The following is a 24,493-nucleotide window of genomic DNA, read 5'->3' on the forward strand; positions in this document are numbered from 1 at the left end:
TCAACACTCCCATACTAGATAAAACCATAACGGAAGGAACAATCGTCCCTTCTATTTGGGGACTTGAGATTGGAAATGTATTATTATGTGCAGAGCGTGCAAAACGTCTTACTTCCAATCAACGCCACCAAGCAGTTTATACTTTAAAAGATATTTACATCAAAGTTGATCAAATAACCCTAGAGCACACATGGTTTGAAACAATGGATTTAGCGTTGCAGTATGGATTAACACTTTATGATGCTAGCTATTTAGAGTTAGCATTACGCTGTGGGTTACCAATAGCAACCCTTGATAAATCCTTAAAACAACCAAGTAAAGCTGCCGGGATAGTAGTGTTGTGATTACATATTCACAAGTCGTAGCCAAGCTTCCCAGTCACGTTTACCTAAATCTTCTTCAAACGATAATAAGTCTTTTACCGTCTGCTTACATATTTCTACGGAAGGAACTATAAGTTCTTGTTCTTTTGTAGAACTTAACAAACATTGTGTTTTACAAGCTTGTTCTAAATGGTAAGTATAAAACATAGCTTCATGAATAGTTTTGCCGCAGGTAATAGCACCGTGATTACGAAGTAACATCACATAATTCTGTTTAAGGTCAGTAACAAGTCTACTACTCTGTTTGTTAGCATCTAATACTAGAGAATTATAATCATGATATGATATTCTGTCGTAAAAATGTAATGCCCATTGACTGAGCGGTAAAAGCCCGCATTTTAAAGCAGAAACTGCTATGCTTGCGGGAGTATGATAATGAAAAACAGCAAAAATATCAGGGCGTGCTTTATAAATACTACCATGAATAAAGTAACCGGTTTTATTATATTGATATTCTTCCCCTTCTAAAATTTTTCCGTCTAAACTAACTTTTAAAAGACTCTCCGTAGTTACTTCTTCAAACCTTAGTCCAAAAGGATAAATATAGTAAAAATCGGCATTTTTAGGTCTTGCGGACAGATGCGTATAAGTATGATCATCCAGCGATAAATACGCCATTATTCGGTAAGCGGCAGCTAAATTATATTTTATATCCATAATTGTTAAAATCTATATTGGTTTTATGTCATTCTTGCGTGGATGGGTTTTCTATTGTCATCCCGCGAGCTTGTAGCGCGGGATCCAGTTAAAAATACTAAAATTATTAGTATTTTTATTGTTTTTTTGGATACCGTGGTCAAGCCACGGTATAACACCGAACGGATTTTTGGGTTCACACAACAATGCCTCCTCGCAATGACGATTTGATGCTATTTAAAGGGAGCGTATACTTCTTCTGCTGTTTCTATCGTCGCTTCTTTAGGGGTTTTTATACATTCTTGTAAATATTTTTTATCTAAATACGGTGCTAGATTATAATTTAATACATAACATTGTAAATTATCTTTCTTACCGCTAAAATTAAATTCAATTTTATTGCCTTGCTCTAATAGCTTTTTAATCTCTGTCGTTTGCTGGATAAAATTCTTTTGTTCTAAGCTTAAGTATTTGATTCTTAATATATTTTTTACTACGGAAAACGTAGAAATAGCAAGAAGCAGAAGGAATATAAATAATTCTTTATTACTTTGCTTATTTAAGAAAATACTATTTTTAATATATGAAGCTGCAATCATTCCGATAGCTATAACATAACATCCTAGATATCTAAGTAACGATGCTCCTCTAATTGCTTCCTCATAGCTAAAGTTAAAGAAATATAAATATAATCGCCACAAGGCAAAAATTATAAAACAAGCAAAAATACTTATCAGAAAAAATTTATATTCTTTTAGCAAATCCGGTTTATATTTCCGTACCATGCTGCTATACAAATAGTATATACAACTAAACTTCCTTCTTTTACTAAGAATAACAAGAGAAATTTACCGTAATTTAGTAATAATGCTCTATGCTGTTCATTAAAATTTTCAACAATATATATTAAATTGCTAAAACTATGTTCGCTTCTGTCAAAAAAATCATGAGTATTTTTAAAATAACTCATCCAAATAAAATTACACAAAATTGGTAAAGTAAGTAGTATCAGATATACAATATAATCACTTGATTTTTTAGGTTTCTTATAGAAAATTGTATAATGAGCTATAAGAATTATCGAAGCAAAACTAGCAAACCAAGTTCCAATTTCTCGGAAAAAGACCAACAATATCGTAATAGGTAAAATAAGCAATAATGCTTTTTTCTTGTCTTCCTCAAGTATATAAATCATAAAAATAGCTCCGAACATTAAACCGATGGTGCTGTCGTTATATATAGAGCGAATTCCGGTTGTATATAATACTACGCTGCAAAGTAACAGTGTGAACAACACACCGGTTTGCCACAATTTCTTATTTGCGGCTAAAGGAGCTAGAAATGCTAAATGTAATAAGAAATGTACAAATAATACGTTACCGTCCGAATAACCTGAAAGTGAAAGCAGGAAGTAATGATAAACTGCAGCACCTCTTGGATAATGGGCATGAGTAGTAATAATGGAAGTTAACGAAGACTGATTCTCAAAAACACCGAAATATAACAACTCTTTAGTAAATATCCCCCAGTGCGAGAAATCATCATAAGCATGCAGCGATGCCTCTCTTGTATAAAGAAAAAATATGAAGATTAGTAAAGCGAATATGATAATTTCAATTATATTTTTTCTAGATTCCTGCTTCCGCAGGAATGACATCAAGAGTGAGGAGGACATGAAAGGGGAAGATAACATAAAAGAGGGAAATGACATGAAAACTAAAAATATACCGATGAAATAACATATATATGTTGCAGACGGTAATAGCTTTAACATAGCAAAACAATATAAAATCGTTACTAATATGCTGACTGTTACGGGAATAGTGAAAGTCAATTTTGTTTTGAAATATTTGGCAAAAAAAAACGAAAAGCCAAAAATGCTTAATATCGGTATTATGATCATATTAATTTGTAAATAATATAAGTGGTGAATGTTATTACTACGGGGCATTGACTCTATGTCATTCCCGCAGAAGCGGGAATCCAGTCATCTTTAATGTCATACCGCGACTTGATCGCGGTATCTCAGGACTCAGTCTGTAATAACAAGATCCCGTGGACAAGCCACGGGATGACAGAGGTGAAATTGATCCACACGGACAACGCCTTTATCACCCGTGTTTAATCTTAGCTTGTGCTGCGGCAATTCTTGCTATAGGGATACGGTATGGAGAGCAAGAAACATAATTTAAATTCATTCTATGAAAAAATTCTATAGAGGCAGGGTTTCCTGCATGTTCTCCGCAAGCTCCGAGTTTCAAATTAGCATTACTGCTTTTTCCTCGTTTTATAGCAATTTCAATTAATTCTCCTACACCTTCTTCATCTAGAGTAGTAAATGGATCGGATTCAAAAATCTTCTCTTCTAAATAATATGGAAGGAAAGATGCAATATCATCTCTAGAAATTCCGTATGTAGTCTGAGTTAAATCATTAGTCCCAAAACTAAAATAGTCAACTTCCTTAGCTATTTTCTTACTGCCGAGTGCTGCCCTTGGTAGTTCTATCATAGTACCGAGCGTAAAAGAAAATTTATATCTATAACGTTGCTCTAATTCCTCTATTACCTCATAAATATCCATTTTAAGCTTTTTTATTTCACCTACATTGCTAATTAAAGGAATCATTAGTTCTAAATTACATTCTATATGTTCTTTTTTATGTAGCTCAAAAATAGCCGTAAAAATTGCTTCAATTTGCATTTGGTAAATTTCCGGTGAACATATACCAAGTCTACATCCACGGTGACCGAGCATAGGATTTACTTCATGCATAGCATGAAGACGTTGATTAATCATGGATAACGGTAGATTTAAGCTATTTGCCAAATTCTTTTTATCTTCTTCAGTGGTAGGTAAAAACTCATGTAACGGCGGATCAAGTAATCTAATATTTACCGGTTTGTCTTTCATTACTCTAAATAAAGCTTTAAAATCCTCAGTTTGCATAGGTAATAATTTCTGCACGGCAAGCTTTCTACGTTCTATATCAGGAGCAATAATCATTTCCCTTACTAAAGGAATTTTATTTTTATCAAAAAACATATGTTCGCTACGACACAAACCTATACCTTGAGCCCCCAATTTTATAGATACTAAAGCATCGTTAACTGTTTCGGCATTTGCACGAACTTTTAAGCTACTAATCTCGTCTGCCCAATCTAAAATTAATTTTGATTCCTCACTGAAAGTAGGTTGAATTAACGGCATTTCACCTAAGAAGATTTTGCCGCCACCTCCGTCAATCGTTATAATATCACCTTGTTTAATAACTATGTCGCCTGCTGTTAATATTTGCTTTTTCTCATCTATAGATAAATTACTTGTACCGCAAACACAAGGCTTCCCCATACCTCTTGCCACAACTGCGGCATGTGAAGTCATTCCCCCTCTAATAGTTAAAATACCTGAAGAAACATGCATTCCGTTAATATCCTCAGGGCTAGTATCATGGCGTACTAAAATTACTTTATGATGATGAGATAATTTTTCGGCATCATAAGGTGAAAATACTGCAATACCTGTTGCAGCCCCAGGAGAAGCTGGTAGACCCTCGGCAATAGAAGTAAGACCCTTACTGTAATCAATTCTTGTATGTAATAATTGATTTAATGATTCCGGATCGATTCGCATTAAGGCTTGTTCTTTAGAAATAAGCTTTTCTTCTACCATTTGTACGGCAATATTAATAGCAGCGATGGCTGTTCTTTTTGCAGTACGTGTTTGTAAGATATATAGCTTATTATTTTCTATAGTAAATTCTATATCCTGCATATCTAAGTAATGTTCTTCAAGCTTTTTCGCAATTTGTGATAATTCCTTAAATACTTCCGGCATCATTGCTTGCATAGAATTTGAATCATTTGCAATAATAGGCATAGGTGTTCTAGTTCCTGATACTATGTCTTCACCTTGAGCATTTATTAAAAACTCTCCAAAGAGCTTTTTTTCTCCTGTAGAAGGTGATCTAGTAAAAGCAACCCCCGTAGCTGAAGTTTTACCTAAATTACCGAAAACCATTGCTTGGATATTAATAGCTGTACCGAAACCTTCCGAAATATTATTGATTTTTCTATATATAACCGCTCTATTACTCATCCAAGAATGTAGCACCGCTTTAATTGCTGATTCTAACTGTTCATAAGGATCATTAATTAGTTGCTTAGTATACTTAATATGCAACCGTTTGAAATCATCAATAATTTTTTCTAATAATTCTACGGTAATATCGCTATCTTTATGAATATCGGCTTGAATCTTGTGCTTTTCGTAAATTTGTTCAAATAGATCACTAGGTATAGATAATACCGTTGAACCATACATTTCTAGAAATCTTTTGTAACTATCAAGAGCAAATCGTTTATCACCACAGGAATCCGCAAGAGCATTACATACTTCGTTATTCATTCCAAGATTAAGGATAGTATCCATCATTCCAGGCATTGAAATCGTAGAACCCGAACGCACCGATAATAATAGGGGATTGCTTGTGCTGCCGAAAATTTTACCGGTAGTTATTTCAAGTTCGGTGATAGCTTTTTTTAAGTCGTTTTGAAAATTTTTAGGAAAGTTATTATTGTGGGTATAAAAGTAATTACATAGCTCTGTAGTTATTGTAAAACCATCAGGAATAGGTAGTTTTAGATTAGACATTTCAGCAAGACCAGCACCTTTATTACCAAGTACATTCTTCATGCTAGCGTTTCCGTCACTACCATTACTGCCAAAATAATAAATTAATTTTTTCATATCATATATCAAAATTTGCTAACAATTTATGTGTTTAGAAGCATTAAATACATATTTATACAGTATGAAAAAAATAGTATCAATGTTAAATTAAGAATATCTTTAATAAAATAGTTGAAATTTTAAATTTGTTAATAAATTTGTTATTATACTTATTAATTTAATTATATTCTGTGTACAAAAGTCAAATTTTCAAAAAAAATCTTATTAATTTTTGCTAAAAAAATATCTCAAAATAGCAAATCAATTAGAAACTTTCACAGAACTTAATAAGTTAATTGAACTTCTTCTAAATGTTATTGACTAATTTAAGAAAATTGACCATAATTCTAAACGGTCGTGCAGTTGCGTGATGATATAATCACGAGGAAAGTCCGGACTCTATAGAGGTATGGTGCCGGTTAACCTCCGGCAGAGTATTATTACTTTAGGGAAAGTACCACAGAAAATATACCGCCAAGTATGAATATTTCGACGCAACTTCAAATTTTGAAGTTCTATCTTAATATTTTTGGTAAGGGTGAAAAGGTACGGTAAGAGCGTACCGGTAAGTTGGTAACAAATTACGCATGGTAAACCCCACCAAGAGCAAGATCAAATAGGCGTTACAGAACTTATCAAGTTCCCGGGTTATCTCTAGCCGGCTTGTAATGCGGGTAGATCGCTTGAGGTAAACGGTAACGTTTATCCTAGATAAATAACTGCAATGAATTTATATTCATACAGAATCCGGCTTATAGACCTTATTGTTATCCCGTGGCTTAACTGGTGTTGCCTGTATGGCTCAAAAAGCATTCTATGTCATTCCCACGTAGCATTGTTGCGTGGATACCGATGTCATTCCTGCGAAAGCAGGAATCCAACATAAAGCGAGATAAATCGAGCTTTTAATTTTAAAAATTTGCTGTATTTATACTTTTTTCTGGATTCCCGCTTTCGCGGGAATGACAAAAGAGCATTTACCGGTCTACGCAACAATGCTACGCAGGAATGACATAAATGTGCTATGCAACAACCTCTGTCAAACCATTGATGACCTAGAACTTACTATGACACAAATTTAATGAAAAAGTTATATCATAATCCTATTTGTCCTCTTTCAAGACAAGCTCGTGTCTTCTTAAAAGAATTAGATATAGAATTTACTACGATTAAAGAAGATTATTGGCAATTCAATAAAGATTTCTTAAAAATAAATCCTGCCGGAACATTGCCTATTTTAGAAGAATCATACGGCTTATTTGTGGTAGGTATTTATCCTTTTGTTGAATATCTTAATAGCAAATATCCGAATTTTAATTTTTTAGATGAAGATATTGATATTTGTTGCGAAATTAGACGATTATTCTTTTGGTTTAACGATAAATTTTATCGTGAAGTTACTAAGATTATTATCGATGAAAAAGTTATAAGATCAATTGCTAAAATGAGCGGCCCACGAACCGAGTTTTTACGTGCTGCAAAAAATAATTTGAATTATCATTTGGAATATATAACTTCTTTACTAGAAAAAAGAAGTTATCTTGTATCGGATTCACTGACTATTGCCGACATTGCCGCAAGCTGTCACTTATCGGTACTCGATTATTTCGGTGAGATTTATTGGGATAAATGGACGCTTATCAAACATTGGTATTCACTAGTTAAATCAAGACCGGCTTTTAGGTTATTATTACAAGATAGAATCCCTGGCTTTACCCCTCCAAGCTATTATACATATTTAGATTTTTGAATATATAATTTAATAATTTGATTCTTTCCGTATCATGAGCTTTTAGTATTTTACGAATATTATTAAGAGATTGATTTTTTATGAGTGCAGGCTCATATTCTAGATGAACTCCACTTAAAATAGCTGTACCGTCACCGCAAGTACATTTTATTACTGCAGGTTTATTATCTTCATAACTTGCTATTATTTTCAATATCTTTAGTATTTTCTGCATCAACAAAATATCCACCACCATTATAAAAAGCATAACAATACTTAATATTTAAATTAAGTGTTGGATTTATTTTTAGGTAAGCGGCTCTTGCTCCTTTATTTGAATTATAGTAGTAAGGAGCAAGCAATGGTCCTCTAACCGTTCCATTGAAAATCTTTAATTCTCTTTCCCCTATAACCTCTATATTTGTTCCTTTAGCAAATTCTAAATAATTGCCGCTATAATAACTACCGGCACATATTCCAAGAAAATTACCGCCATTTTTTAAATAATTTTTTATATTATCATTTCCTTTGTCTTGCAATTTTTGTGCATAGTATAAATCTCTTCCACCGAGTAAAATAAGTAATAAGGTGTTTTGAAAGCACTTTTCTTCTATAATTTATTGTGCAGTAATATAATCTATCTCATACTTTGGAGCATAAAGTTTTAAAGTATGCACGTAATGCTTAATACTTTCTTTTGAAATTCCTAAATCATTAGGAATTTTTATTTTCATTTTTATATTATTGACAAGAACATTATATAATTCTATTTAGTGTAATTACTTAAAAATAAATTATGAGGTAATTTTTATGCAACTTAATTCAATCTTGCTACCGTTAAGCAAAAGGCAAGCAATAGAAATAGTTTTAGGAGTGGCATTACTTACTATTTGTTCACAAATATTAATACCTATGAAGCCTATATTTATTTCATTGCAAACCGTTGCAGCGATGTTCATCGGACTTACATATAATAAGACTACAGCACCTTTAACTATACTATCTTACATAACTCTTGGAGCAATGGGAATCCCTGTGTTTGGAGAGTTTTCAAGCGGGTTACGAATATTATTCGGTCCTACCGCAGGATATCTAGCGGGTTTTGTAATTGCCGTATATATTATGGCTAGCTTAAAAGATAAAATTTTTACTTCTAATAAATGGTTAAATCAGATATCTTTATGTTTGATCGGTAATATAATTATTATGAGTTTTGGCTGGATGTGGCTTTCTAAACTTTTAGGACCAAGCGGTGCATTTTACGGTGGTGTATTACCTTTTATAATACCCGGAATAATTAAATCGGGCTTATTAATTGGACTTATCAATATAGTAAAACCAAAAACTCGATGAACTTCAAAATTTGACTGTAGTGAAATACAAGTATAGTGTAGATTATAATATAATATGTTATAATCTATATTATCAATATTGTTGTGCAGGTATAAAATGACAAAAAACACTCCAACTAGTATATACTTAGAAACCAATTTAAGTGAAAAAATTACATTGATAGCTGCAGAATTACATTGTCGTCCAAACGATTTAATTAATGAAGCTGTACGTTTATTTGTCGAGGGACAGGAACGTATTAAACAATTAAAAGCAGAAGATGTTAAACGGCAATCTTTGTTATCTAGGGAACAAAAAAAATTAGAAGAAGAATGGGAAAAAAATCAAGATTACACAGATTGGATTTAATAAATGGACAAAATAGAAATTAAAAAAGGCGACATTGTAGTTTGTGTATTAAGTGGAGATTACGGCAAACCTCGTCCTGCTGTTGTTATTCAATCTAACTCGTTAAATAAAACTCTTGCCAGCATATTAGTTTGTCCTATAACAACCTATTTAATAAATACTGCAATTTATCGTCTGCTATTGACTCCTACAGAATTAAATGGTCTTAAATCACAATCTTGTATTATGGTTGATAAAATTAATGCTATATCAATTGATAAAATCGATACAAAAATTGGCAAACTATCCTTTGACGAAATAATAGAATTGAATAAAGCATTAAAATATTGCCAAGATTTGGATTAATCGCTAAAAAATATTTCTTTAAAATCTTTTTCTATCCTAAGCGTTTATAGTTTTGTATAACTCTATATATTCATGAAAAAAATCAATAACAATGCTAATGCCGCATTTTCCGGTGCCGACCTGGAAAAATAATATTAAATATGATCTTGAAAATATAGCAAGACTTTTAAAAGCCTTAGGTAACCCTCATTTAAGGCTTCCTCCCGTCATACATATAGCAGGTACAAACGGTAAAGGTTCAAGCAGTGCTATGCTTAAAAGCATCTTTACGCTTGCCGGTTATAAGGTACATTGCTATACATCTCCTCATTTATTAGAATTTAATGAACGAATCGTAGTAGCAGGTGAGAAAATTTCGGATAACAAATTATGGCAGGTTTGTGAGGAGGTAAGGTTAGCAAGCGAAAAATTTAATATTGAACCTAGCTTCTTTGAAGGTACTACGGCAGCAGCATTTGTAGCATTTGAGAAAACAAAAGCCGATATATTAATTTTAGAGACGGGACTAGGCGGTCGGTTAGACGCAACAAATATAATCGAGCAGCCTATAATTACCTTAATTACTCCTATTTCATATGATCATATGAATAGGCTCGGTAATACATTACCTCTAATAGCAGGTGAGAAAGCTGGTATTATGAAGTCTTGTATTCCTTGTGTTATAAGTATGCAAGCTTTGGAAGTTTATGAAACATTATTTACAAAGGCTGAAGAGTTAGAGGTACCGAGTTTTTGTTATGAATATGATTTCGGTATTAAAAAGACGGACAACGGATTTATTTATTCATCACGAAATTTTAGTTATGAGTTTCCGACTCCTTCACTACTTGGTGATCATCAATTAATAAATGCTGCAAGCGTTATTGCTTTAATAAGTTTGATAAATAAACAATTTAATATTAGCAACGAAATTATCTCTAAAGGACTGCAAAATACTATTTGGCGGGCTAGAATCGAAAAAATAGAGCCGAAAAAATATTCTAAATTAATAGGTGATAATGTTCAAATTTGGGTAGATGCAGCTCATAATAATAGCGGAGCTCAAGTTTTGACAAATTGGATTCGTGATAATTTAAAATCACCAATATATTTAATACTCGGTATGACTAAAAATAGGAATATCGAGGAGTTTTGCTCCTACTTTAAGGGTTTGACAATTAAAGATTACAGTGTTAAAGTTTTATCCGAACCACTAAGCCATAGTGCAGAAACAATAAATTTGGAAGGTAGAAAGAGCGGGATTGATTTTAGCGAAAGCGACTCACTCGAAGAAGCGATTAGTGATATAAAGAAGATAAACGGTGATAATAAAGCAAATATTATAATAACCGGATCGCTTTATTTAGCTTCCGATTTTTATAAACTCTTACAAAAATAAAGACAGCGTCATTGCAAGTTTTTAATGTCATCCCCGCGAAAGCGTGGATCCAGCATAAAGCAAGATTAATCGAGCTTTTAGTTTTAAAATTTATTGCAGTATGATTCCCGCTTTTAGCTAGGAATGACATTAACGTTTTGCAGGAATGACATCAAATAAAACAAACCTAGAGGAAAATAATATGACCTATTGCAACAAATCTAATCAAACCTCATATCCTTTTATCTTACCTGATTTACCTTATGACAAAGAGAGTTTTAAACCACATTTTACTCCCGAGACTTTTGATTATCATCATGGTAAACATCATAATTCTTATGTACAAAATCTAAACAATTTACTCAAAGATAAAGAAGAATTACAAAAAAAAGATTTAGAAGAAATAATAGAATGGTCATCTCAAAACTCAAATGCGGCTATTTTTAATAACGCAGCCCAAATATGGAATCATACCTTTTTTTTGCATTCAATAAAGCCGCAGGGTGGAGGTAAGCCAAGCGGTAAAATATTAGAACAAATTAATAAAGATTTCGGTAGTTTTGAAGGATTTTGTGAACAGTTTAAGCAAGAGGCAGTAGGGCAGTTCGGTAGCGGCTGGGCATGGCTTGTATATCACGATAATAGGTTACAAATTATAAAAACCGCTAATGCCGGTACACCTATAGCAAACGGTATGAAGCCGCTTCTTGCATGTGATGTATGGGAACATGCTTATTATATTGATTATCGTAACAAACGACCTGATTATGTTGACATATTTATTAAGCATATGATTAACTGGAAGTTTGTAGAAGATAACTTAATAAAATAAAACTATGAATTTAGAGGATATTAAAAAGGCTCAAGAAACTCCTATCGAATATATAGTTTTTAGTGGAGGAGGAGCTAAGGGAGCAATATATTCCGGAGCTTATGAGGCAGCAAAAAAAGCCGGTATTTTAGATAATGTCAAGGCGGTAGCAGGTTCTTCCGCCGGTGCTATAACTGCAGCAGTGGTAGCTCTTGGGACACCGCCTGAGCGATTTGAAGAAATTTCTAAAAATACAAATCTGCAAACATTACTTGGAAAAAAATGATTTTCTGCGGGTATAGTACAATTAAATAAAGACGGTAAACCTTTATATGATTTATTAGAACTTGTTATTAAAGAAAATATAAGAAATTTTTTACAGAGATCGGATATAGTAAATGTTAAAGATGATAAAGCTCTTGATGAATTAAGAGAAAGATACGACCAAAAAGACGGTAAAATATATTTTAAGGATATAGCGTTACTGCAAAAATACGATCCAGTGCAGTATAAGGATTTAGTAATTACGGCAACTCAGCAAGAGACAAGCGAACTAACTATTTTCAATAACTTTGATACGCCAAATATTGAAATTGCTTTAGCTTGCCGTGCTTCTGCTTCTATACCGCTTGTTTTTGAACCAGTAGAAATTGACGGTAAAAAACATGTCGACGGCGGATATAGAGATAATATACCGACAAAATATTTTAAAGGCAATGAACCGGAATTTGATATAAAAGAAGTAACTAATAATATGGAAGAGATTACCTTAGCTAAAAAGCAAGGTAGAACTCTAGCTATGGCTTTTGGTACGGGTATGGAAGCTGATGCAAATATTGCTATATATAGTGCAAAAAAATTTGAAAACCCAAGTGATATCGTAAAGTTTTTAGCTGATGTATTATTTAAGACTCTTGCAAAAGTAGGAGGAAAATTTAAATATACCGAAACTCTAAGAGAAACTAATGAGTAATTACGTGAAAATGCTTTAAACACTGTTGTTTTAGATACTGCCGGAATAGATACTTTGGATTTCAAAGATGCACAAAAATATTCTGATTATTTGCATATTAAAGGATATTGTTAAACTAGAGAACATTTGAATAATCATGAACTTGGCAAAGAAGCAGATAAAACATTTGGGACTAAATTATTAGAAATGTTTATTCCGTCAAAAGAAAATAATACTTCTAAATGACAAGAAGGAATTATCGAAAATCATGATGATAAAGCAAAAATGTTATTATCATTTTGTAAAACCGGAGCATTAAACGAAAAAGAATTAAATGAAAAGCTTAAAGAATATGTAATTATTGCTGCAACTAGTCGTAATAATACATTAAAAGCCGATACAAACTCATTGAAAGCTTTGCTGTATACCTAAACGATCCTGCTGCTTCAAGTAAAATAAAAGATAGTTTTATTGAGGTACTTGGAATAGATAAAAATAAAGATGTACGATTTGATAAAACTAAAACCTTTGATGAAAATATTGCTAAGTTTAAATTTACTAAACAAGATTTAGAAAGTTTTATAACTAAAAGTAAAAGTGAAGCACCAAAAATTCAAAGCAAACATAGTGTAGTCAGAAGTCATGCAAGTAGGGGATAATTAGATTTTGCTTGCTGTCAAGCCGACGGTGTTGTATGGATCGGTAAAACCTTACTCGATGTCATTCCCGCCTGGACCGAAAAATCTGTTCAGTGTCATCCCGTGGTCAAGCCATGGGATGACATAGATAAAACTGATCCATGCAACAATGCCTCGCGGGAATGACATCGAGTAGGCTTAATGACAACTACTAAAAAAATGAATATCGGTAAATTTAAACTAATTGTTTTTGATGAAATAGACAGTACAAGCTCTGAGGCTATGAGAACTGCTAAAATGGGAATAGTTGATTCAAACTATGCAGTACTTGCTAAATCTCAAACCAAAGCACGAGGAAGAAGTGGTAAAAATTGGCAGTCTAGGATAGGTAACTTACATGTAAGTTTACTAATAAAGCCTAATAAAGAGCTAGAATTATTACCGCAATTATCCTTTGTTGCAGCCCTTGCCGTTTATGATTGTATGTCATCCCGTAGCTCCCCCACGGGATCTAGTAAACCAACAACCAATGATGCTGTAAGTTGTTTTCTGGATCCCGTGAGGGGGCTACGGGATGACATTGTACAACTAAAATGGCCCAATGATGTTTTAGTTAACGGTCGGAAAATTGCCGGTATACTTCTTGAATCCGTTAAAGTAGAAAATAATTATTACCTTATTATCGGCATTGGTATTAATATCACCTATCACCCTGATAATATCGACCAGCCTACTACTAGCTTAATAAGCGAAAATCTACCGCCTATAGAGCCGCAAGCTTTACTTGAAAAATTAATAGAGAATTTTGAAAAATATTATCAAATTTGGCATAATAACGGTTTTTCTTTTATTAGAAAAAAATGGTTAGAACATGCTTATAAGTTACATAAAAATATTAGCATTAAATATCAAAATGATATAGTAACCGGTCTTTTTAAAGATATAGATAGTACCGGCAGAATAATATTGCAACTACCTTCCAAAAAAATAATCTCTTTTTCCACTGCTGAACTTTTTTTTAGCAAAAATATTACTAAATTTAAATTGTAGATTTAATTTTTGTTAACTTCTACTTAAGCTCTAAAATTAACAAGGTAATATTAATATGCCCCAAGAGAATAACAACTCTAAGTCTCAAGAGTTTTTAATAAATACGTATAAGCAATTAAACGAATTTAAAAAGTTTTCTTCTCGTAATATTAGTGAAGATTTTTTAAAAACTGAAAAAACTTTTAAATGTGCCTTATTTACCGGTAATAATACCGCATGTGAAGGATTATGAAAGAAACTCCTTATAATGAAGAAACTATAGACGACGAAGAAAAACAATCATTATTTGAAAAGCTGATAATATCAGCTACGAACACTCCACAACAATTAACTCCTGAGTATCTATATAGTAAAGGAGAAAATTTATACTCCAATGCTATAATCTTGTATCAAGAAAAAAAAGGAATTAATGATGCAATACAAAAAAAATTTATTCAGTCTATAAAATATTTACAAGCAGCAATGATAGTTGGGAAATTAGAGGCTTGTTTTTTGGTTAATGATTTCTATCATAAAGATTACCTTAACCTTGTAATGCCTGGAGCTGGTTATTTAGTAAGTATCATTGGTTATACATTGTCAAACGTAAAAGTTCCGGAAAGTGCTAAATTAGATAACTATGAAATACTTGAAGAATTGGCAGTAAAAAAAGTGGGCTTTATCAATAAAACTAAAAGTGAATGGAATCCTGAAATTTCCTATTTTCATAAAGAAACTTCCTATTTGGAGCCATTAATAGAAAAATTTAATAGTGACCTACCGGGAAATTACCAGCTTATTAGTAGGAATAGAACCTGTAGAGAACTTAATAATGAAATCGATGATTTTTCTATGATTGAATTAACAGAATTCAATCAAGAAGAAAATAGTGCAAAAGTAATAGGTAATACAAAGAGTAACGATATTCAAACTTGTTGCTTTGAATTATAAAAAACTTCTATCCACCATATCTTAAAAAAAATAAAGGAATGAAATTTAATGATAAAAAAGAAAAATAAACAAATAGAAAAGAAACTACTCACTTCTTTTGAAATGTTACAAGAAGCATTATCAGATTATTTACAAAATGTTGAAATGCCTCTTACAAATTCAGGAAGCAATATACTAATAATAACAAACGATAATATAGACATTATAATTGAATTGCATAAAGAATTAAAAGAGGCGTTAGTTTGTGGTCAAGGAGATGCAGCTTACTATTTTGCTCAGTTTTATATAATGGCTGATTGGTAGAAAAAATTATACTAAAGGAGATTTTATCCTAGAAATAGGGAAGAAACTTGATTCTATTAAATGTACAAATACTTCCTATAAAAGTGATAATGCTTTATCAGAAGAGTTTAAAAAATTAACTACCGTTTGTGCTAATTCTATTTTAAATACCAAAGTTATATATCAAATGGGCATTAATGATATAATGAAAAGTAATGCTGAATTTGCTTTCAATAAACATCTAATGAATACTAATTTAACAGATATACTCTGTATTCCGGAATCAACATTTTCGCCTATCTCTACTGTTTCAGCACCACTGCCAAATACTAATATTAACCACACTACTAAAACACAAGATACTAATGGTGAAATAAAACGCTCAACTAGTTATATCCCTTCAAGCTCTATCATTCATGAAGCACCAAACGAACAAATTCTAACACTTGGTCAAGACAACTATTATAACAAACATGATAGCAGTGGATGTATTTGTTTAACGATGTAATATATTGTGGTATATATCTTGAAACACAATAAAATCTTTTATCTATCACCGGTAAATCAGTTGCTTAAGGAAGGTTTAAGGCTGCAGGAAATGTTTTTTGCTTTTCACGATAAATGGCCTCCCTATACTAAAAAGGCAGTTAATTTATTGTTTGAGTCGGCAATAGAAAATTTAACCTGTGCGATGTTACTTGGTGAAGAAGAGGCGATATTGCCTCTATCTCAGCTTTATTATAGCGGTACTATTTACGATATTTTACCGGATTTAATTTTTGGTGATTATATTATTTTAATAGGTCAAAAACTTGGATATAAATCATGCCAAAATATTTCTTTAAGAATGATTACTAATACTAAATGTTTAGAAAAACAGCTAGATAGTATCGCTATTACTATTACTTCTAATATGTTATTTTATCATCGTCATTTTAAATACATAGGTGATGAGATTAAAAAAAAATTATTAAAGACTGCAATGAGCAATTTGATAAAGTATGGCATTTTTGTAAATTTGAATATTCCTATTCAACATTATTATCTTTTGAAATGCCGGAAGAAGAAGCCGAAAAACTTGAAGAAGTACCTTTGACGGGTATAAAATCTACTGATGATAGTAATATCTTGAATGTTACTCCTGTGTCATCCCGTGGTCAAGCCGGTCTTGTTGCATGGAGCGTTTTATGTCATTCCCGCGTACGCGGGAATCCAGTAAAACCTATAAAAAACTTGTTTTTTTAGGTTTATTTTTTAAATAAATAACTTTTATATCGATATTTGAAGTTATTTTTCTGGATTCCTACGCGGGAATGACATAGAGATCGGGGATAACATAGAAAATGGGAATGACACGGAGGGCTTAATATGTTCAAAAAAAACAATTTTCAAATCATAAAAACATTTCCACAAGAAGTGTGGAGTTTAGAGCAGGTAAAGAATTATATGCGGGTGGAGGCAAGTTATGATGATGATTTAATAATCGGATTAATTGATGCAGCTATAACTGCAGCAGAGAATTTTACCAAACTAAATTTTATTTCAAAACAAATCAAGTTTATTTGTAATATTTCAGGGAAGAAAGAGTTTTTATTAAAATATAACCCATTAATAAAAATAACAAAAATAAAGAAAAAATTTAAAGACCAAGAAAATGACTTAACTGCAGATGATTATGCGATTGAGCAGAATCTTTTAACTCTAAATAAAGCATTAAGTAATGAAGAGCTGACGGTAGAATATATAAACGGTTACGATAAAAATAATATTCCGCATGCTATAAAACATGGGATTATGCTACATATAGCCGAGATGTATGATCGTCAAGCTACGAATTGTATCGCGCTTTCCAAAGAGGTAAAAATTTATATTTGCCTTATCGCAATATACAAATTTAGGAAATATGGCATTTATTTTGACGTCATTCCGGTTTTGTTGCATGGTTCAAAAAATGTACTTGATGTCATTCCCACGTGGCATTGTTGCGTGGACCGGTAAAACCCACTGTGTCACCCCGTGGCTTGACCACGGGGTCCATAAAAATAATAAACAAATACTAATTTTAACTGGATACCGTGGTCAAGCCACGGTATGACAGAGGTGAAATTAATCCACGCGGGCAATGCCACGCGGGAATGACATAAAACGAGCCATACAACAACGCTACACCTTACTTAAATTTAAAAGGTAATAAAATGATAAAAACAGTAGTGAAAAATTTTCAGCATCAAATTAAATTTTTAGAAAATATCGCAGGAGAGGGGATGAAAGAGGATAGATGGGTAGAAAAATTAACAATCTATGCCGGAATCAAACCGTTATGTGATAGTAAATTTCTTACTCTAGAAAATATAAGCTTCGGACATATAATAACGGAAGGATATTTTTTATTTAGAATAAGATTTATAAAAAACATCACTACTAAAATGCATATTTTATTTAAAGAACGGGAATTTGAAATTAAACGGATTATTAATGTTGAAGAAAAAAGTAAATTTTTAAATATAATAGCGTTGGAAATATATGTATCATGATTTTATCTATAATTTTCAGCTAAGTTTGTATAAATTACTTATAAATGATAATGAAATAAAAACTAAAATTAATAAAATATATTTTTCCGTTGTTCAGGATGCAAAATGCCCATTCTTACTTGTTAATATATTGAATGTTAATAATATATCTACTAATGTACAAAATATAATACAGCTGGAATTTGAAATATGTATCTTTACTAATGATAAAAATCGTAATATGGCGTTAAATCTAGCTAGCAAAATAAGCGATAAAATAGAGCATCACTCATTTGAAAATGTTGCAGGGATAAAAGCAAATAAAATAGAATTTCAAATTAGCAAAGACTTAGTCAGTACAAAACTGGTAATGAATTATCAGACATTGTTAAAACAAAAAATAGAATTATAAAATGCATTTAATCGCAGGGCTAGATATAAGTAGCCTACTAAAATCAAGAAAGAAATTTGAAGAGTTTCGTAAACATTTAGATACCGAGCAGAATAAAGCGGGTAGTATACAGGCCTTTGAGTTTTGCTATGAAGTGGCATGGAAAATGATGAAACGTTTTTGTGAAAAAGGTGGTAAGTCCCCATATACTTTAAAAGAAATATTTCGAGAAGCAGCGGTTAGCGGTTTAATTTCTGATCCTAGGAAATGGTTTAGATTTATCGAGATTCGTAACATTACAGTTCATACTTATAATGAAAAAAATGTAGAATTGGTAATTAGTATTTTTGATGAGTTTTCTGATGCTGTAGATGAGCTTATAAAAAATTTGGAGAAACGTAGTGATTCAGCTTGATAAACAAGATTTACTAATATTACGTACCATACTAAGCAAATATCCTTATAAATTTTATGCTTACGGCTCAAGAGTTAAAGGAAATCATAAAAAATTTTCTGATCTTGATCTTTGTATTATGGATGATATTAATCATGAAGTTTTGCTTGAAATTAGGAAAGTACTAGATGAGTCTGATATATCAATACATATAGATATAAAAAGATGGAATATAGATATGAATGAAGATTTCCGCTCTTTAATTAAAAAGGATATTATTCTTTTTGAATAATAATTTAGGTATCTTATGAATTTTCACGATATACGCATGCCGGAATTTATTGAAAGTTTTGCGGTCGGAAAGCCGTAATTTTCTACTTCTCATGCTATAACTAAATCAGGTAGAGAAGCAAGACATTTAGACCGCAATTACGGTTACCAAAAATATTTAATTAAAAATGCTAGATTAAGTAGCTCTGAATTTGAGCAGTTTAATAGCTTTTTTAAAGCAAGACATGGAAGTAATTTTGCTTTTAGATTTAGGGATTATGCCGATTATAAAGTAACGAACGGAATGATTGCTAAGGGTGACGGCAATTTAAATAAATTTCAGCTAAAGAATATATATAGCGATCCTATGCTCCTTACGAACGAGTTATCACTAAACCGGTTAATAATAGTGTAATTCTATATATTAATAATGTAAGAGCTATAGGCATTGTAGATTACAACGATGGTATAGTGACCTTACCAAGTCCCTTAGGTCAAGATGTAATTTTAACTGCTGATTTTACTTTTGACGTAGCAGTTAGATTTAGTATAGATAGTTTTGAATATTCTTATTGTAATGACGGTTCTATAGAATTATCCAACATAGAGTTAGTGGAGGTGATTATATGAGTATTGCGATTGAAGAGGTAATTACAAAGCTTACGAATTTTGTTTATTGTTTTCAAATTAAGCTAGCTAGCGGTGAGGAATTAAATTTAACAAATAGTGATCATGCTATAAAAAGTGAAGAGAGAGTTTTTTTACCAAATTCCGGTTTAGATTTAAAAGAAGCAGAATTTAACGATTCCGCACAAAACCATATAATCATTGAAGGTATTTTTGAAGAAAACGGCATTACGACGGCAATGGATTTAAATAATGCTATTGTTAAAATAATAATATATACTGACAAGCTTTTTGAACATTTCGTTACATATTATTGTACTTTATATACAAAATACGATTTAAACTTTAAAATACATTTAAAACCCGAAACAGTAAAATATAATCAGACTGTAATTAATCGATATAGCAAAACATGTAGAGCAGTTTTTGGAGATAGTAAATGCAAAATAGATAAAGCTTTATATAGCGGCATATATAAGGTTAAAGAAATGCTCAAGGAAAATTTAAGAATACTAAATTTAGATAAAGAAAACGGCTATTATAACGGCGGTCAAATTATATTCGGCGAAAATCGTTTTAACAGTAAAGTTCTAAGTAATTTCGGTGATTTGATTATATTAGAGGATATTATACCGGATGCTGCCAAAGATGCCGAGGAAGTAAAAATTACTGCCGGATGCGATAAAAATTTTATAAGCTGTTGCAATAAGTTTAATAATGCTATAAATTTTAGGGGCGAACCGCTAATACAAAAAAAAGATTTTATAAATTTAGTATAATCAATGAAACAAAGTTTTATAAAACTAGTATATGCAGAACTAAAGAATATAATAAATATGAAAAGCTCCAAACAACAGCAAAAAAAAGAAACGCAATTAATTGATTATTTTAAAATAGTTGAAAGTAATATATTATATACATTTCAAAAAATAAAAAAGGAATATGAAAGAGACTAAACGTTTTTTTAACAAAAATAATAGATTAAATAAAGGTTATGCTAAGACTTTTAGTGTAAACGAGCCTGATAATAATTTTTACCGTAAAAAATTTGAACATATATTACCGCCAATTGATTTAATCAGTGAGTATGAGAGTATTTATCCCGGTACTTTACAGGAATTAATACATATGGCACAAAAAGAACAAGCTCATAAGCATGCTATAGACCTAAAAAACTTGAAAATACAGGAAAGAGTCGCTAAATTAACACGAATCTGTTTATTAATATTTGGAATTTGTCTTGTAGTTTCAATTTTTTTTAAAACTTTCTAAATAAAATTAAAGATAAAATATTTTATTTACTTGTAATTTTAAATAAAATAAGTTAAATGCAATATATATTTATTTATAAACATAATACGGAGAAACTTTATTTCTAAAAATAATTTTCCTAAGGCTAATAGAGAAATCAGAGCTAGAGAAGTTCGTCTAGTAGGCGAAAACGGCGAAATGCACGGCGTCGTAAATATTAGAGAAGCATTAGATATGGCGGAAAGAGCCGGTCTTGACTTAGTCGAGATATCACCGAATGCTGTACCCCCTGTCTGTAAAATTCTAGATTTTGGTAAGTTTAAGTACGAAAGCAAAAAGCGTTTGCATGAAGCACGCAAAAAGCAAAAAATCGTCGTACTTAAAGAAATGAAATTTAAACCTAATATTAGTATAGGTGATTTTGAAACTAAGCTAAGAAAAATAAAAGAATTTTTAAAAGATGGAGATAAAGTAAAAATTTCTTTATGGTTTAAGGGACGAGAGATTCTTCATAAAGAGGTCGGTCAAGAACTATTTAAACGTATAGAAGTAGGACTCGAAGGACTCATCAAAATCGATCAGCATGCTAAAATGGAAGGTAAGCAGATGATAATGATAGTTAGCCCTGATATTAAGGTGTGATAGCTACTCAAATCGTTATGAGCTACGTGGCTGTGTTGTTACATGAATCGGTAAAACCGACTCGATGTCATCCCCGCGTAGGCAGGGATCCAGAAAAATAACTTCAATATTAATATAGAAGTTACATATTTGATAAAATAAACATATAAAAAACAAGTTTTTTATATGTTTTACTGGATTCTCGCCTACGCGGGAATGACATAAAATGAGCCATACAATAACGCCTCCTCGCGATGACGTTAAGAACAACAATAATAAAAAATCAAATCTAAATAAGTTATGCCGATTAAAATTTTAATGCCTGCTTTATCTCCAACTATGATGGAAGGAAATCTAGCTAGGTGGTTAAAAAAAGAAGGGGATAAAGTTAATCCCGGGGAAGTAATTGCCGAAATTGAAACCGATAAAGCAACGATGGAAGTAGAAGCAGTAGACGAAGGTATACTTGCCAAAATAGTTATCCCACAAAATAGTCAAAATGTACCTGTTAACTCTTTAATTGCCGTGTTAAGCGAAGAGGATGAAGAAAAAACGGACATTGATGCGTTTATTGCAAAAAATAATAATGTATCACCGTCACCGAAAGCAGATGCTAACCTTCCAAAACCCCACGAGAATATAGCTAAGGTAGAAGAACAGGTAGCAGTTATAAAACATGATGCTAGTAAAATATTCGCCTCACCACTAGCAAAAAGACTTGCAAAAATGGGAAATATTAGACTTGAGAGCGTGAAAGGTAGCGGTCCGCACGGTAGAATAGTCAAACAAGATATCTTATCATATACTCCTAACATTGTTCATAATAAAACAGTTAGTAGAAATCCTGAAGAATATCGTTTAGTACCAAATAATAATATCCGCAAGATTATAGCTAAGCGTCTGCTTGAATCTAAACAAACAGTACCACATTTTTATTTATCTATAGAATGTAATGTCGATAAATTGTTAGATATAAGAGAAGACATTAATAAATCTTTTTCTGAAGATAAATCAACAAGGATATCGATTAATGATTTTATTATTTTAGCAGTAGCCAAAGCTTTACAAGAAGTACCAAATGCCAATGCTAGCTGGGGAGAAGATGCAATTAGGTATTACAATAATGTCGATATTTCAGTAGCGGTAGCGATTGAGAACGGGCTTGTTACGCCGATAGTTAAAAATGCCAATCAAAAAAACATTATAGAGCTATCTCGTGAAATGAAAGAATTAATAAAGAAAGCAAAAGATAATAAATTAACCCCTGAAGAATTTCAGGGCGGAGGGTTTACCATTTCTAACCTCGGTATGTACGGTATTAAGAATTTCAATGCTATAATTAACCCACCGCAAAGTTGTATAATGGGTGTTGGAGCTAGTGCAAAACGTGCTATAGTCAAGAATGATCAAGTAATTATAGCAACAATTATGGACGTAACTCTTTCTGCCGATCACCGAGTAGTAGACGGAGCAGTCGGTGCTGAGTTTTTGGCAGCATTTAAGAAGTTTATAGAAAGTCCCACTTTGATGCTGATATAAATGGTCATTGCGAGCATTGCCCATGTGGATCAATTTTACCTCTGTGTCATCCCGTGGCTTGACCACGGGATCCATAAAAACAATTTAAAATACTAATATTATAGTATTTTAATCTGGATACCGCGATTAAGTCGCGGTATGACAATAATAAAAATAAATCAAAAATAACATGAGTTTTTCAGATAATTTAGCAAAAATTTTAGATAAATATGAAAATTTAGGCAAAAAACTATCTTCCGGCATTATGGGAGAGGAGTTTGTTAAGGCATCTAAAGAATATGCCGAGCTTGAAGATGTTGTAGCAAAAATTAAAGAATATAATAAAGCTAAATCTGAGCTTGAAGAAGCAAATAATTTTAAGCTAGAAGTGGGACTTGATAATGCCACTTTAGAAATGATTGAAGACGAAATACACACTCTTGAAAATTCGTTACCAAAACTTGAAAGAGCCGTAAAAATTGCTTTATTACCGAAGGATGATGCGGATAGTAAAAGTGCTATTATTGAAGTTAGAGCAGGAAGCGGCGGAGAAGAAGCCGCACTTTTTGCTGCCGTACTTTTCAATATGTACCAACGATACGCCGAGTTAAAAGGATGGCGTTTCGAGATATTAGCAATTTCCGATACGGGAATAGGCGGTTATAAAGAAGCATCGGCGTCGATAAAAGGCAAAGATGTATTCTCTAAGCTCAAATTTGAGTCAGGCGTTCATAGAGTGCAGAGAGTACCGGAAACGGAATCACAAGGACGTATTCACACTTCGGCAGCAACGGTTGCAGTACTTCCTGAAGCTGAAGAGGTTGATATTAAAATTGAAGATAAAGACTTAAGAATCGATACTTATAGAGCTTCGGGGGCTGGTGGGCAGCATGTTAATACTACCGATTCTGCCGTACGTATCACTCATATCCCTACCGGTATTACCGTAGCCTTGCAAGATGAGAAGTCACAGCATAAAAATAAAGCAAAGGCATTAAAAATTCTACGTGCTAGAATTTATGAGGAAGAACGCCGCAAAAAAGAACAAGAAAGAGCCGACAGTAGACGATGGCAGGTAGGTTCGGGAGATCGTTCGGAACGGATACGTACTTATAATTTTCCACAGGGAAGAGTATCCGACCATAGAATAAACTTAACACTTTATAAGATAGACGAAGTAGTTAAAAACGGACAATTAGATGAGTTTGTTGAAGCTCTAATTGCAGATGACGAGGCTAAGAAACTTTCAGAGATATAGATTATAGTTTTGTTGTATGGCTTTTTTGTGTTATTCCTAGCTTAGCATTTTGTTGCATGGATCGGTAAATGCTCTTTATGTCATTCCCGCGAAAGCGGGAATCCAG

The 24,493-nt window shown here is 32.2% G+C and carries 29 protein-coding genes, 1 other RNA gene and 4 pseudogenes; 29 read left to right on the plus strand and 5 right to left on the minus strand.

The window, feature by feature from the left end; all coding sequences use genetic code 11:
- On the plus strand, positions 1-344 hold a 344-nt coding region (locus tag SB78_RS01425; RefSeq protein WP_041077963.1), incomplete at its 5' end, for a type II toxin-antitoxin system VapC family toxin.
- Here SB78_RS01425 and SB78_RS01430 read toward each other — a convergent pair.
- From SB78_RS01430 to ppdK, 4 genes and pseudogenes are all read right to left on the minus strand, one after another.
- The gene (locus SB78_RS01430; RefSeq protein ID WP_041077965.1) at positions 345-1,040 is read right to left on the minus strand and encodes a class II aldolase/adducin family protein; all 696 of its coding nucleotides are present in this window, start codon (positions 1,038-1,040) and stop codon (positions 345-347) included.
- 23 nt (positions 1,041-1,063) lie between these two features.
- Positions 1,064-1,219, minus strand: a complete 156-nt coding sequence (locus SB78_RS10530; RefSeq protein ID WP_241773661.1) for a hypothetical protein — start codon at positions 1,217-1,219, stop codon at positions 1,064-1,066.
- A gap of 33 nt (positions 1,220-1,252) precedes the next feature.
- Positions 1,253-2,922 (minus strand): annotated as a pseudogene (locus tag SB78_RS01435) (hypothetical protein).
- 208 nt (positions 2,923-3,130) lie between these two features.
- Positions 3,131-5,767: a pyruvate, phosphate dikinase gene (gene ppdK, locus SB78_RS01440; RefSeq protein WP_041077967.1), complete on the minus strand. Its 2,637-nt coding sequence runs from the start codon at positions 5,765-5,767 to the stop codon at positions 3,131-3,133.
- A gap of 329 nt (positions 5,768-6,096) precedes the next feature.
- Between ppdK and rnpB the strand changes: the two genes are divergently transcribed.
- Positions 6,097-6,520, plus strand: an RNA gene (rnpB, locus tag SB78_RS01445) — RNase P RNA component class A.
- 310 nt (positions 6,521-6,830) lie between these two features.
- Positions 6,831-7,499, plus strand: a complete 669-nt coding sequence (locus SB78_RS01450; RefSeq protein WP_041077969.1) for a glutathione S-transferase family protein — start codon at positions 6,831-6,833, stop codon at positions 7,497-7,499.
- Here SB78_RS01450 and SB78_RS01455 read toward each other — a convergent pair.
- Positions 7,462-8,212 (minus strand): annotated as a pseudogene (locus SB78_RS01455) (BPL-N domain-containing protein). The gene SB78_RS01450 and the pseudogene SB78_RS01455 sit on opposite strands and share 38 nt — an antisense overlap.
- A 76-nt stretch (positions 8,213-8,288) precedes the next feature.
- Between SB78_RS01455 and SB78_RS01460 the strand changes: the two are divergent.
- The 26 genes and pseudogenes from SB78_RS01460 (at position 8,289) to prfA (ending at position 24,387) form a co-directional block, all read left to right on the plus strand.
- A complete protein-coding gene (locus SB78_RS01460) occupies positions 8,289-8,831 on the plus strand; it encodes a biotin transporter BioY (RefSeq protein ID WP_041077972.1) in 543 nt (180 codons plus the stop codon).
- A gap of 96 nt (positions 8,832-8,927) precedes the next feature.
- Positions 8,928-9,179, plus strand: a complete 252-nt coding sequence (locus SB78_RS01465; protein ID WP_041077973.1) for a hypothetical protein — start codon at positions 8,928-8,930, stop codon at positions 9,177-9,179.
- A 3-nt stretch (positions 9,180-9,182) separates the two neighbouring features.
- The gene (locus SB78_RS01470) at positions 9,183-9,524 is read left to right on the plus strand and encodes a type II toxin-antitoxin system PemK/MazF family toxin (RefSeq protein WP_041077975.1); all 342 of its coding nucleotides are present in this window, start codon (positions 9,183-9,185) and stop codon (positions 9,522-9,524) included.
- A gap of 91 nt (positions 9,525-9,615) precedes the next feature.
- Positions 9,616-10,902 carry a folylpolyglutamate synthase/dihydrofolate synthase family protein gene (locus tag SB78_RS01475; RefSeq protein WP_041077978.1) on the plus strand — a complete coding sequence of 429 codons (1,287 nt, stop codon included), beginning with the start codon at positions 9,616-9,618 and terminating at the stop codon, positions 10,900-10,902.
- Between the two features lie 181 nt (positions 10,903-11,083).
- Positions 11,084-11,713, plus strand: a complete 630-nt coding sequence (locus tag SB78_RS01480) for a superoxide dismutase (RefSeq protein WP_041078027.1) — start codon at positions 11,084-11,086, stop codon at positions 11,711-11,713.
- Between the two features lie 4 nt (positions 11,714-11,717).
- Positions 11,718-13,303 (plus strand): annotated as a pseudogene (locus SB78_RS11650) (patatin-like phospholipase family protein).
- 198 nt (positions 13,304-13,501) lie between these two features.
- Complete coding sequence (locus tag SB78_RS01500; RefSeq protein WP_041078029.1) at positions 13,502-14,332, plus strand: biotin--[acetyl-CoA-carboxylase] ligase; 831 nt, start codon at positions 13,502-13,504, stop codon at positions 14,330-14,332.
- Positions 14,333-14,387: 55 nt separating this feature from the next.
- On the plus strand, positions 14,388-14,564 hold the full coding sequence (locus tag SB78_RS09905) for a hypothetical protein (protein WP_199402693.1): 177 nt from the start codon (positions 14,388-14,390) through the stop codon (positions 14,562-14,564).
- A complete protein-coding gene (locus tag SB78_RS01505) occupies positions 14,561-15,262 on the plus strand; it encodes a hypothetical protein (RefSeq protein ID WP_041077984.1) in 702 nt (233 codons plus the stop codon). The genes SB78_RS09905 and SB78_RS01505 overlap by 4 nt, the downstream gene beginning before the upstream one ends.
- 48 nt (positions 15,263-15,310) lie before the next feature.
- Complete coding sequence (locus tag SB78_RS01510; protein WP_041077986.1) at positions 15,311-15,565, plus strand: hypothetical protein; 255 nt, start codon at positions 15,311-15,313, stop codon at positions 15,563-15,565.
- A 184-nt stretch (positions 15,566-15,749) separates the two neighbouring features.
- Positions 15,750-16,052 carry a hypothetical protein gene (locus tag SB78_RS01515; RefSeq protein WP_041077988.1) on the plus strand — a complete coding sequence of 101 codons (303 nt, stop codon included), beginning with the start codon at positions 15,750-15,752 and terminating at the stop codon, positions 16,050-16,052.
- Positions 16,053-16,070: 18 nt separating this feature from the next.
- Complete coding sequence (locus tag SB78_RS10540; RefSeq protein WP_241773656.1) at positions 16,071-16,640, plus strand: hypothetical protein; 570 nt, start codon at positions 16,071-16,073, stop codon at positions 16,638-16,640.
- Positions 16,598-16,789, plus strand: a complete 192-nt coding sequence (locus SB78_RS09060; protein ID WP_146624994.1) for a hypothetical protein — start codon at positions 16,598-16,600, stop codon at positions 16,787-16,789. Before SB78_RS10540 ends, SB78_RS09060 begins: the two co-directional genes overlap by 43 nt.
- A gap of 201 nt (positions 16,790-16,990) precedes the next feature.
- The gene (locus SB78_RS07600) at positions 16,991-17,542 is read left to right on the plus strand and encodes a head-tail connector protein (RefSeq protein WP_410524490.1); all 552 of its coding nucleotides are present in this window, start codon (positions 16,991-16,993) and stop codon (positions 17,540-17,542) included.
- Complete coding sequence (locus tag SB78_RS11420; RefSeq protein ID WP_277813937.1) at positions 17,505-17,639, plus strand: hypothetical protein; 135 nt, start codon at positions 17,505-17,507, stop codon at positions 17,637-17,639. The genes SB78_RS07600 and SB78_RS11420 overlap by 38 nt, the downstream gene beginning before the upstream one ends.
- 100 nt (positions 17,640-17,739) lie before the next feature.
- Positions 17,740-18,078 (plus strand): head-tail adaptor protein, encoded by a 339-nt coding sequence (locus SB78_RS01530; protein WP_041077990.1) that lies wholly within the window; start codon positions 17,740-17,742, stop codon positions 18,076-18,078.
- Entirely contained in the window at positions 18,068-18,469 is a 402-nt protein-coding gene (locus SB78_RS01535) for a hypothetical protein (RefSeq protein WP_041077992.1), read from the plus strand. The genes SB78_RS01530 and SB78_RS01535 overlap by 11 nt, the downstream gene beginning before the upstream one ends.
- A gap of 1 nt (position 18,470) precedes the next feature.
- Positions 18,471-18,863: an HI0074 family nucleotidyltransferase substrate-binding subunit gene (locus tag SB78_RS01540; RefSeq protein WP_041077994.1), complete on the plus strand. Its 393-nt coding sequence runs from the start codon at positions 18,471-18,473 to the stop codon at positions 18,861-18,863.
- On the plus strand, positions 18,850-19,134 hold the full coding sequence (locus SB78_RS01545) for a nucleotidyltransferase domain-containing protein (RefSeq protein ID WP_011271084.1): 285 nt from the start codon (positions 18,850-18,852) through the stop codon (positions 19,132-19,134). The genes SB78_RS01540 and SB78_RS01545 overlap by 14 nt, the downstream gene beginning before the upstream one ends.
- A gap of 96 nt (positions 19,135-19,230) precedes the next feature.
- Positions 19,231-19,742: pseudogene (locus SB78_RS11655) on the plus strand (phage distal tail protein, Rcc01695 family).
- The gene (locus SB78_RS01555) at positions 19,739-20,518 is read left to right on the plus strand and encodes a DUF2163 domain-containing protein (RefSeq protein WP_041077996.1); all 780 of its coding nucleotides are present in this window, start codon (positions 19,739-19,741) and stop codon (positions 20,516-20,518) included. The pseudogene SB78_RS11655 and the gene SB78_RS01555 overlap by 4 nt, the downstream one beginning before the upstream one ends.
- 3 nt (positions 20,519-20,521) lie before the next feature.
- Complete coding sequence (locus SB78_RS09915) at positions 20,522-20,695, plus strand: hypothetical protein (RefSeq protein WP_008580225.1); 174 nt, start codon at positions 20,522-20,524, stop codon at positions 20,693-20,695.
- Positions 20,682-21,011, plus strand: a complete 330-nt coding sequence (locus tag SB78_RS01560) for a DUF2335 domain-containing protein (RefSeq protein ID WP_041077998.1) — start codon at positions 20,682-20,684, stop codon at positions 21,009-21,011. The genes SB78_RS09915 and SB78_RS01560 overlap by 14 nt, the downstream gene beginning before the upstream one ends.
- Before the next feature lie 135 nt (positions 21,012-21,146).
- The gene (gene infC / locus SB78_RS01565) at positions 21,147-21,632 is read left to right on the plus strand and encodes a translation initiation factor IF-3 (RefSeq protein ID WP_241773658.1); all 486 of its coding nucleotides are present in this window, start codon (positions 21,147-21,149) and stop codon (positions 21,630-21,632) included.
- Between the two features lie 279 nt (positions 21,633-21,911).
- Positions 21,912-23,150 carry a pyruvate dehydrogenase complex dihydrolipoamide acetyltransferase gene (locus SB78_RS01570; RefSeq protein WP_041078002.1) on the plus strand — a complete coding sequence of 413 codons (1,239 nt, stop codon included), beginning with the start codon at positions 21,912-21,914 and terminating at the stop codon, positions 23,148-23,150.
- Positions 23,151-23,319: 169 nt separating this feature from the next.
- A complete protein-coding gene (gene prfA, locus SB78_RS01575) occupies positions 23,320-24,387 on the plus strand; it encodes a peptide chain release factor 1 (RefSeq protein ID WP_041078004.1) in 1,068 nt (355 codons plus the stop codon).
- The last annotated feature ends 106 nt before the right edge of the window (positions 24,388-24,493 follow it).

This window comes from Rickettsia asembonensis, assembly GCF_000828125.2.
In the GTDB taxonomy this organism is placed as follows: Bacteria; Pseudomonadota; Alphaproteobacteria; order Rickettsiales; family Rickettsiaceae; genus Rickettsia; species Rickettsia asembonensis.